Raw genomic sequence first — 8,094 nt, forward strand, 5'->3', positions numbered from 1 at the left:
GCGCGCTCCCGGCGTGGATCGGCGAGGGGTTCGCGTTCGCGCTGCTGTTCCTCTCTTCCGGCTACCTCCTCCTCGGCCCGCGCTTCTACTGGGGCGACGGAATCCAGGCCCCGCCGAGCCTCCGGCGGTGAGCCCGGTCCGGTGCGGCGACCGGGATTCGGCGGCGTCGATACGGCTCTGAGAAAGACGGTTCTTCCGCTCCTCGGAATAAATCGAACGGCAAAGAAACGGGGGTTCGGCGGGTCCGCGTCGCCGAGCGCTTACAGGAGGTCGTCGAACTCCTTGTACCGGGTGATGTCGACGCCGTCGTCGGTGACGACCGCGACGTTGATCCCGTTGCCGGAGGCGAGGTCGCGCTCGACGGCGGACTGGATCGCCTTCGCGGCGATGGTCTTCGCCTCGTCGATGGTGACGTCGTCGCCGTACTCCTGCTCTAAGACACCCAGCGCGTACTGGGAGCCGGAGCCGGTGACGGTGTACTCCTCCTCGGTCGTGCCACCGAGGGCGTCGATGGAGTAGATGTGCGCGCCCTCGTCGTCGACGCCGCCCAGGATCGGCTGGACGACGAAGAACGCCCCGGAGCGGAGCAGGTTCCCGGTGAGCGTCGACAGCGCCTCCATCGACATGTCCTTGCCGCGGCGGGCCTCGTAGAGGCTCGTCTCGGCGCGGAGCGTCGAGATGAGGTTCTGGGCCGCCGAGACGGAGCCGGCGATGGTCAAGGCCCCGCGCGGGTGGATCTCCTCGACCTTCTGGACGTCCTTCGAGGAGACCATGCCGCCGAGGGAGGCGCGCATGTCGGTCGCCATCACGACGCCGTCTTCGGCCTTGATGCCGACGGTCGTGGTCCCCGTCTTCATCTCGCCCTCGCCGTCCGCCTTCGCGGCGCGGCGCTCGCTGTGTTCGAACTCGCCGAGCTCAGGTCCGAAGACGGGCTGGTCGCGGCCGAGGTCGGCGGCGGGCCCGTCGGAGAGGTCGCCAGTCGGTGTTCGCATTACGCCTTCGTTCGCCCGGCGCGCAGATAAAGGCAACCCTTCGGGGGCCGCCGACCGGTTCCGACGGGCCTATCCGTCGCCGGGTGAGGACCGGCGGACCGCGGCGGGAGACGCCGGATCGCGGCGGACCTCGGAGCGGACGCTGCGGGGGCACGACGGACGCGAGGAGAGCGGTGCGATCGCGGGTCGAAGAAGGGTCTCGCGGTCGCTCGGCGTCTGGTCGGTCGCGGAAAACGAGCTATCGCTGGCGCGCGATCACTCCTCGTCGACGGCCTCGGTGGTCGTCTCGACGAGCCGACCGACGGGGACGTTGACGCCGAGGTGCTGACGCGCGAAGACGGCCACCGGAAACAGCGAGATCCCGACGGCGACGGACGCTTGGTGCAGCCCGAAGAGGGCCGCGGTACGGATGCGGTCGAACATTGAACTTCTGTCACACCCCAACGGAGGGGTATATAAATATCTTCCGTGCCCGGCGCCGCGCTCGACCCGCCGCTGTCTTGCGGTTTCCGGTCGTTGATTAACGATCCTGAAACTTCTACCGATCCGCGCCGATCGACGCGTACCCCAAGCCGGTCGGACGGCGTTCATTCCTATAACTTATGAGAATCTACGAGGGCTCATGCGCCTCGCATCGCTGTGTCTGGGGCGGGTGCGGAGCGACCCGTTCGGCGGGTGCGGAGCGACCTCTCCGGCGGGCCCGGCGCGACCCGCCGAACCGGACGGGGACCGGGTCGCCACGGACCGAACGGGATTTAACCGAATGCGCACTTACCGTGTCGCGTGAAGAACGTCACGGACCAGATCCGGAACCCGTTCGGGATGCGTCCCGACTGCCCCGAGTTCGTTCCGGGCTACGGCGACGCCAACGCCGACTTCCACGTCGTGGGCGACCGTCCCGGCGTCCACGGCGGGACCGCGGCGGGAGTCCCCTTCACCGGCGAGCCGTGGTCGCCGGCGTTCCTGTCGGCGCTCTCCGAGGCCGGCCTGATCGCGGGGCTCGCCCCCGGCGTCGCCCCCGACGGCGTCGCGACCGACGGCGACCCGACCGCGGTCGACCCCGTCCGGACCGACCGGACGTTCCTCTCGTACCTCCACATGTGCGCGGGCGAGTCGGCCCCGGACGAGGGGTCGTACGACGACATGGAGCGGTTCTTCGACGCGGAGCTCCGCGCCATCGCGGCCCACGTCCTGCTCCCGGTGGGCGCGCGAGCGACCGAACACGTCTTGGGGACCTACACCGCGCGGGCGTGGAAGACCGAGGTCGACATGGACGCGCTCCACGGCGACGAGCTGCTCGGCGCGGGCTGGCTCGTCGTGCCGGTGAAAGACCCCGCCGACTGGACCGACGGCGACGCCGACCGGCTCGTCGACTCGCTCCGGGAGCTCCGGTCGACTGACTTCCGCCGCGAGAGCGACCTCGGTCGCTTCGTCGCGGGCCACGACCCGTACCTCGTCCGCTGACCCCGCGGCCACCGCCGGTCACCGCGGGCCGGTCGGTTTCCGCTCGGATGGACGTGCGCTTTCTCCGGCAAAGCGAGTCGCCAATGCGCCGATCCGGCAGTAATCGGTCGGCTCCGCGACCGATCGTTTTCTGCCCGCCGCCGAACGTGTCATATTTGTCGCTACTGCTCGGATTTTATATCCGTCCTGTCGATCTGTACACAGACGCCCGGACGATCGGGCGTCGGCCGCAGGACTGGTACTCCGCGCGGCGACTTGGTCAGTTCCGGCCCTCACCGGCCGGTTTTTCCTCGCTGTACAGCGCGTCGACGTACTTGCCGACGTGGTCGTCCATCCGTCGCTTGTAGCCGGCTCGCCGCGCGAGCCGGTCGAGCTCGCGGGAGACGTACGTGCCGTACTGGACCGCCTTCTTGTCCGCGGTCCGGACCGACTCCGGAACGCGCCCGGCCGCGACGCGCCGGAGCGCGACCTTGCGCTCGTCGCCGTCGACGAGCAGGTCGTCCGGGAGCGCCAGCGCGGCGGCGACCACGCGGTCGTCGAGCAGCGGCGTCGCGGGCTCGACCCCGGCGGCGCGGAGCGCGAGCACGTCCCGCTCCAGCTGGTCGGGCAGCGTGCGGACGGTCTCGGTCCGCGCGTCGCGGACCGTGTCGGCCTCGACGCGGGGGTCCTCGGCGGGGTCGACGACCTTGCTGTAGCCGCCGAACAGCTCGTCGGCCCCCTGACCGACGGCGAGCCGGTCGAAGCCGTCGGCCGCGGCCGCCTCGGCCGTCAGGAACAGCGGCACCGCGATGGCGACGTCCATCGGGTTCCGCCGGCCGGTCGCGGCCGCGACCGCGCGGACGGCGCGGGTGAGGTCGTCGTGCGTGATCTCGACGACCCGGAGGTCGCGGTCCATCGCTCCCGCGGCCGCACGCGCCGCATCGACGTCGTGGCTCCCCTCGAAGCCCGCGACGTAGCAGGGTGCCTCGGGCGCCGCGGCCGCGACGAGCCCGGAGTCGACGCCCCCGGAGAAGGCCACCGCGAGGTCGCCGCCGTCGGTCTCGGGGTCGCTCGTTCCGGGAACGAGGTCGTGGAGCGCCGCGCTCACGGCGTCCTCGACCGCCGCCAGCGCCGCCTCCCGGTCCGCGGTCGCCGCCGGCTCCGGGAGCCGCCAGACGCGCTCGGTGCCGGTCGCCGAGACGACGCCGCCGGCCGGAACCGACTCCGGGTCGTCGAGCGCGTCGCGGTCGAAGTCCCACGCGCCGGGCGCGGTCGGCCGGTGCTCAGTCTCCGGATCCAGAGCGTCACGCTCGACGAACAGCGGCTGGCGGCCGAGGACGTCGCGGACGAGGACCGTTCCCTCGCGGTCCGGCGGGTCGGCCAGCAGCCCGGCGAAGCCGCATCCGCCGGGGAGGGGGTTGCCGTCGCGGAGGGCGGCGCGGACGCGGTCCGCTGGCAAGCCGCGGAGGGCCGAGCCGCCGTCGGCCGCGGGGTGCTCCGGCGACATCGGGGTCACCGGATCGCGTCGATGGCGCGGAGCGCGCGGCGCTTCGCTCCCCCGCCGAACTGCCGGAGCGAGACGCGCCACGGCGTGCGCTTACCGACGACGCTCGTCCGGCCGTCGGCGATCCCGTCGAGGATCGCGGCCGCGGAGCGCTCGTCGGCGCCCACCTCCGTCACCGCCTGGCCGACCATCTCGGAGATGTGGGCGTCGCTGCCGGCGGTCATCGGGACCCCGTTGCGGACGGCGAACTTCTCCGCCTGTCGGTTCGAGCGCCCGGTGAACAGCCGGGAGTTGTACACTTCGAGGGCGTCGGCGCTCGCGAGCTGCTCGTCGCTGATGTGCGCGGCGACGCCGTGGCGGGACTTCTGGAAGGGGTGGGGGACGACCGCGATCCCGCCCTGATCGCGGATCCGGTCGAGCGTCTCGTCGAAGGGGAGGCCGCTCTCGACGCGCTCCTCGATGCCGAACGCGAGGACGTGGCCGACCGCCGAGGTCACCTCCATGCCGACGATGCCGACGAGGCCGTAGTCGGGGGCCTTCCCGGCCGCCTCGATACTGGCGTCGATCTCGTCGTGGTCGGTGACGGCGAGCGCGTCGAGCCCGACCGCGGCCGCCTGCTCTAAGAGGAGATCGACCGGGTCGCGCCCGTCGTACGACAGCGCGGAGTGCGCGTGGAGCTCGACCGATAGCACGTCCGTCGATTCGAGCGTGGTCATAAAAAGCGCCCCGGTTCGAGCCCGTTCCCGTCGATTCGCGGCGGCTGACCCCCGATACGCCGATGTGATACGCAAACGCTCATCGCGGTGGCGCGTGCCGCCGAGCGGCCGCCGAGGGCGGCCGTGAGAAGCACGCGCGAGGGACGCGGTGAGCGCTCGAAGAGCGCGAACCGCGAGGTTGGGGCGGCGCGAGGCGCGGTTGCCGTACGGTCGCGGTCGGAGTCGGACTCGAAGGGGCAGCCGCGAGGACGAAGACGCGCGACGCAAGGACCGCAGGCGCGAACGCGGTGAGCGCCGAGGACCACAGCGAGCGCATCGAGTCCTCGCGGCTGGGGCTTTGGCGGCGTTCGCGGTCGATCCGCAATCGGCCATCGACAGGCGAACCGCGAAACCCACGAGGCGAGACCCAAAAATGTCGAGCCTCGATTAAAACGCGCTCTCGCCCACGGTCTTCCGGTACGTCGCCCGCCCGGCGTGCGCCGAGCCGTCCCACGACTCCACCTCGACGACGACCCGCGTGTTCACCGCGTCCGCCGGCGCGTCGGCGATCCGCAGCGTCGAGTCGCCGATGCGGGCGACGACCTCGCCGGGCCGGTCGCCGTCGCCGGTCACCATCACCTCGATCACGTCACCGGCGGCGTACGCCGGCGTCGACCCGCGGAACGACCAGCCCGCGAGGAACTTGTCGAAGACGCTCACGCGCGCGACACCTCCTCGGAGGCGCGGTCGGGAATGTACTCCCGCCCGAAGCCGGTGATCGCGGCGAGGATGAAGATGGCGAGGAGGAACCAGCCGTGGAAGACGTACGGCACGACCTCGATCGGGTTGACGACCATCTCGGGACCGTACTCGGCCCCGAGCCCGTCGGGGCCGACCATCACCTGATACCCCACCAACACGCCGCCCGCCCACGGGAAGATGTAGCCGAGCGCGGAGGTGTTGGCGTCCAGGATGTTCGCGCGCCGGTAGCCGTTGATGTTGAACTTCTCGCCGATCCGGGCGACGTACGGGGCGATCGCGATCTCCGCCGCGGTGTTTATCGTGATCATCCCGTTGATCGTCGCGGTGCCGAGGACCATCGTCAGCTCCGCGCGGCGGACGGTCGTCGCGACGCGGTCGAGGAGCGCCGCCTGGATCGCCTCGAAGCCGCCGCCGCGGATCATGATCTGCGCCATCGCGACGATGAGGAGGGTGAGGACGATGAGCGGGAAGAACCCGACCGCGCCGGCGTAGAGGCTGCCGCCGACGCCGGCCGTCTCGCCCACCTCGACGACCGGGAGCCCGGTGAGCGCGCCGGCCTCCGTGACGGTGAACGCGACGATGTCGCTCGCGCTCGACAGCCCGAACAGGAGGTTGAACGCGATCGCAACGAGCAGGCCCCACGAGATCGCCTCGACGATGTGGCGGCCCGCGACCGCGGTGACGATGACGGTGCCCATCGAGAGCAGGTGGACCAGCCCGAGGGCGTTCGCGGACTCGCGGAGCGCGACGGCCCCCTCGAGCGCCACGCCGGACATGACCGACCCCGCGATCAGGTACGCGGCCAGCGCGGGGACCGCCGCCGAGATGGCGTACTTGAACCGCGAGGCGACGACGCCGCCGATGTCGGCGTCCTGCGTGACCGCGCTCACGATCGTCGTGTCGCTGACCGGCGCGAGGTTGTCGCCGAACACGGCCCCGGAGAGGATGGCGGCGAACAGCAGCACCGGGTTCGCGCCGATGAGGACCCCGGCCGGGAAGAAGAGCGTCACGAACGCGACGGTCGCCCCGTACCCGGTCCCGATGCCGGTCGCGAGGAGCCCGCAGAGGACGAACGCCGCCGCGGGGAACGTCGCGGCCCCGACGTTGAGGGCGTCGGCCGCGAAGATGAGCCCCTCGACGAAGCCGCCGACCTGGAGCGTCTCGGCGAACATCCCGGCCCACAGCCACGCGACGATAGCGGTCGCGGCCACGCGTTGGGTCATCCCCTCGAAGATCGTGTCGGCGTACGCCTTCCAGTCGCCGCGGACGAGGAACATCCCGAGCGTCGTCCCGACCAGCGCGCCCGCGACGAGCCCGTTGGTGTCACCGATCCCGAGGACGCCGCTCTGGAAGATCGCCCAGCAGATGAAGAAGACGAGCGGGACCGTGCTCGCCCACTTCCCCCCGCGGAACTCGATCCGCGGGCCATTGCTCGCGTCGTCGTCGACGCCGAACTCGCTACCGTCCGGGGGGTCCCCGCCGTCGGTCGCGGGCGGGGCCCCGTCTCTCGTCTCGGTCATTTGTCGTTCACACGCCTCCGCAGACTGACGACCCACCTAAATCCCCGTGTGCGCTCCGTCAGACGGAGCGGGTGCGCTCCCCCGACGGCGTCGCCCCGCCGCGGGACAAGAACACGCTTAAGACCCCCGACGGCGACCGTCCTGACGGGAACAGCACAGCTGCAGATCCGACTCGCCGGGGCCCTTTCGCCCGCGGCTTGGGAATGTAGCAGTGCGCCGACGCCTCCGGCGTCGCGGTCGGGCGGCCCGCTCGCGCGGATCGTCCGGTCGGATCGCTCGTCCGCGAGCGGTCCGTAGCCGCGCCGCGCGGAGTCGCGGTCACGTTGCGGTTGTGCCGTTCCAACCAACAGACAATGGCACGAATGCACACGCGCCGTCGCGGTTCGTCCGGTTCGGACAAACCGGCGACGGACGAGACCCCGGAGTGGAGCGACGTCGACGCCGAGGACATCGAGTCCCGCGTCGTCGAACTGGCGGAGCAGGGCCACGACCCCAGCGTCATCGGCCTCAAGCTGCGCGACGAGGGCGTCAAGGGCGTCCCGGTCCCCGACGTGAAGCTGGCGACCGACAAGAAGATCACCGAGATCCTCGAGGAACACGACGCCGACGCCGACCTCCCGGAAGACCTCCGCAACCTCATGTCGCAGGCGATCCGCCTGCGCGAGCACATGGAGGAGAACGGGCAGGACCACCAGAACAAGCGCGCGCTCCAGAACACGGAGTCGAAGATCCGCCGCCTCGCGAACTACTACCGCGGCGACGAGATCGACGAGGAGTTCACGTACACCTACGAGAACGCCGTCGAGATCCTCGAGGAGTAAGCGGCCCACGCGGCGACAGGAGTCCACGACACCACCATGACCGAAGCGACGTCCGCCACGTCCGCCCCCGACGCGCTCGCCGGCGTCCTCGCAGACGCGCCGTTCGTCCGGCTCGTCGCGACCGACGACGGCGACGCGCTGGCAGCCGCGGGGCTGCTCGCGCGAGCGCTCCGAGCGGCCGGCACGCCGTTCCAGGCGCGGGTCGACCGCGATCCGGTCCCGGCGGACGTCGACGACGGCGTCGCGGTGACGGTCGGCGTCGACCGCGGCCCGCACGCGATCCCCGGGACGGGGCGACCGGCGAGCACGGCGGCCTTCGCGGTCGCCCGCGCGCTCGGCGTCGATCCCGACCCCGTG

At 71.4% G+C, this 8,094-nt stretch carries 8 protein-coding genes and 2 pseudogenes; 4 read left to right on the plus strand and 6 right to left on the minus strand.

All coding sequences use genetic code 11. From position 1 onward, the window contains the following. Window positions 1–131: pseudogene (locus Q0116_RS14325) on the plus strand (phosphatidylcholine/phosphatidylserine synthase); the annotation flags it as partial. 129 nt (window positions 132–260) lie between these two features. On the opposite strand, the gene psmB reads toward Q0116_RS14325, so the two are convergent. Then, complete coding sequence (gene psmB, locus Q0116_RS05095; protein ID WP_297886109.1) at window positions 261–992, minus strand: archaeal proteasome endopeptidase complex subunit beta; 732 nt, start codon at window positions 990–992, stop codon at window positions 261–263. Between the two features lie 255 nt (window positions 993–1,247). Beyond that, window positions 1,248–1,415, minus strand: coding sequence for a hypothetical protein (locus Q0116_RS05100; protein WP_297886110.1), 168 nt, complete (start codon window positions 1,413–1,415; stop codon window positions 1,248–1,250). A gap of 360 nt (window positions 1,416–1,775) precedes the next feature. Between Q0116_RS05100 and Q0116_RS05105 the strand changes: the two genes are divergently transcribed. Continuing rightward, complete coding sequence (locus tag Q0116_RS05105; protein ID WP_297886111.1) at window positions 1,776–2,456, plus strand: uracil-DNA glycosylase family protein; 681 nt, start codon at window positions 1,776–1,778, stop codon at window positions 2,454–2,456. 259 nt (window positions 2,457–2,715) lie between these two features. Here the strand turns inward: Q0116_RS05105 and Q0116_RS05110 are convergent, their stop codons facing one another. From Q0116_RS05110 to Q0116_RS05125, 4 genes are all read right to left on the minus strand, one after another. Then, a complete protein-coding gene (locus Q0116_RS05110) occupies window positions 2,716–3,942 on the minus strand; it encodes an asparagine synthase C-terminal domain-containing protein (protein ID WP_297886116.1) in 1,227 nt (408 codons plus the stop codon). A gap of 5 nt (window positions 3,943–3,947) precedes the next feature. After that, window positions 3,948–4,631, minus strand: a complete 684-nt coding sequence (locus Q0116_RS05115) for a PHP domain-containing protein (protein WP_297886118.1) — start codon at window positions 4,629–4,631, stop codon at window positions 3,948–3,950. Between the two features lie 450 nt (window positions 4,632–5,081). Further along, entirely contained in the window at window positions 5,082–5,354 is a 273-nt protein-coding gene (locus Q0116_RS05120; RefSeq protein ID WP_297886112.1) for a hypothetical protein, read from the minus strand. After that, window positions 5,351–6,916: a Na+/H+ antiporter NhaC family protein gene (locus Q0116_RS05125; protein ID WP_297886113.1), complete on the minus strand. Its 1,566-nt coding sequence runs from the start codon at window positions 6,914–6,916 to the stop codon at window positions 5,351–5,353. The genes Q0116_RS05120 and Q0116_RS05125 overlap by 4 nt, the downstream gene beginning before the upstream one ends. A gap of 353 nt (window positions 6,917–7,269) precedes the next feature. On the opposite strand from Q0116_RS05125, the gene Q0116_RS05130 reads away from it, so the two are divergent. Together Q0116_RS05130 and Q0116_RS05135 are read left to right on the plus strand one after the other, a co-directional pair. Next, on the plus strand, window positions 7,270–7,737 hold the full coding sequence (locus Q0116_RS05130; protein ID WP_297886114.1) for a 30S ribosomal protein S15: 468 nt from the start codon (window positions 7,270–7,272) through the stop codon (window positions 7,735–7,737). Window positions 7,738–7,773: 36 nt separating this feature from the next. Then, window positions 7,774–8,094, plus strand: a pseudogene (locus Q0116_RS05135) (exonuclease RecJ); the annotation flags it as partial.

The sequence above is a fragment of the uncultured Halorubrum sp. genome, from assembly GCF_937146585.1.
GTDB classification, from domain to species: domain Archaea; phylum Halobacteriota; class Halobacteria; order Halobacteriales; family Haloferacaceae; genus Halorubrum; species Halorubrum miltondacostae.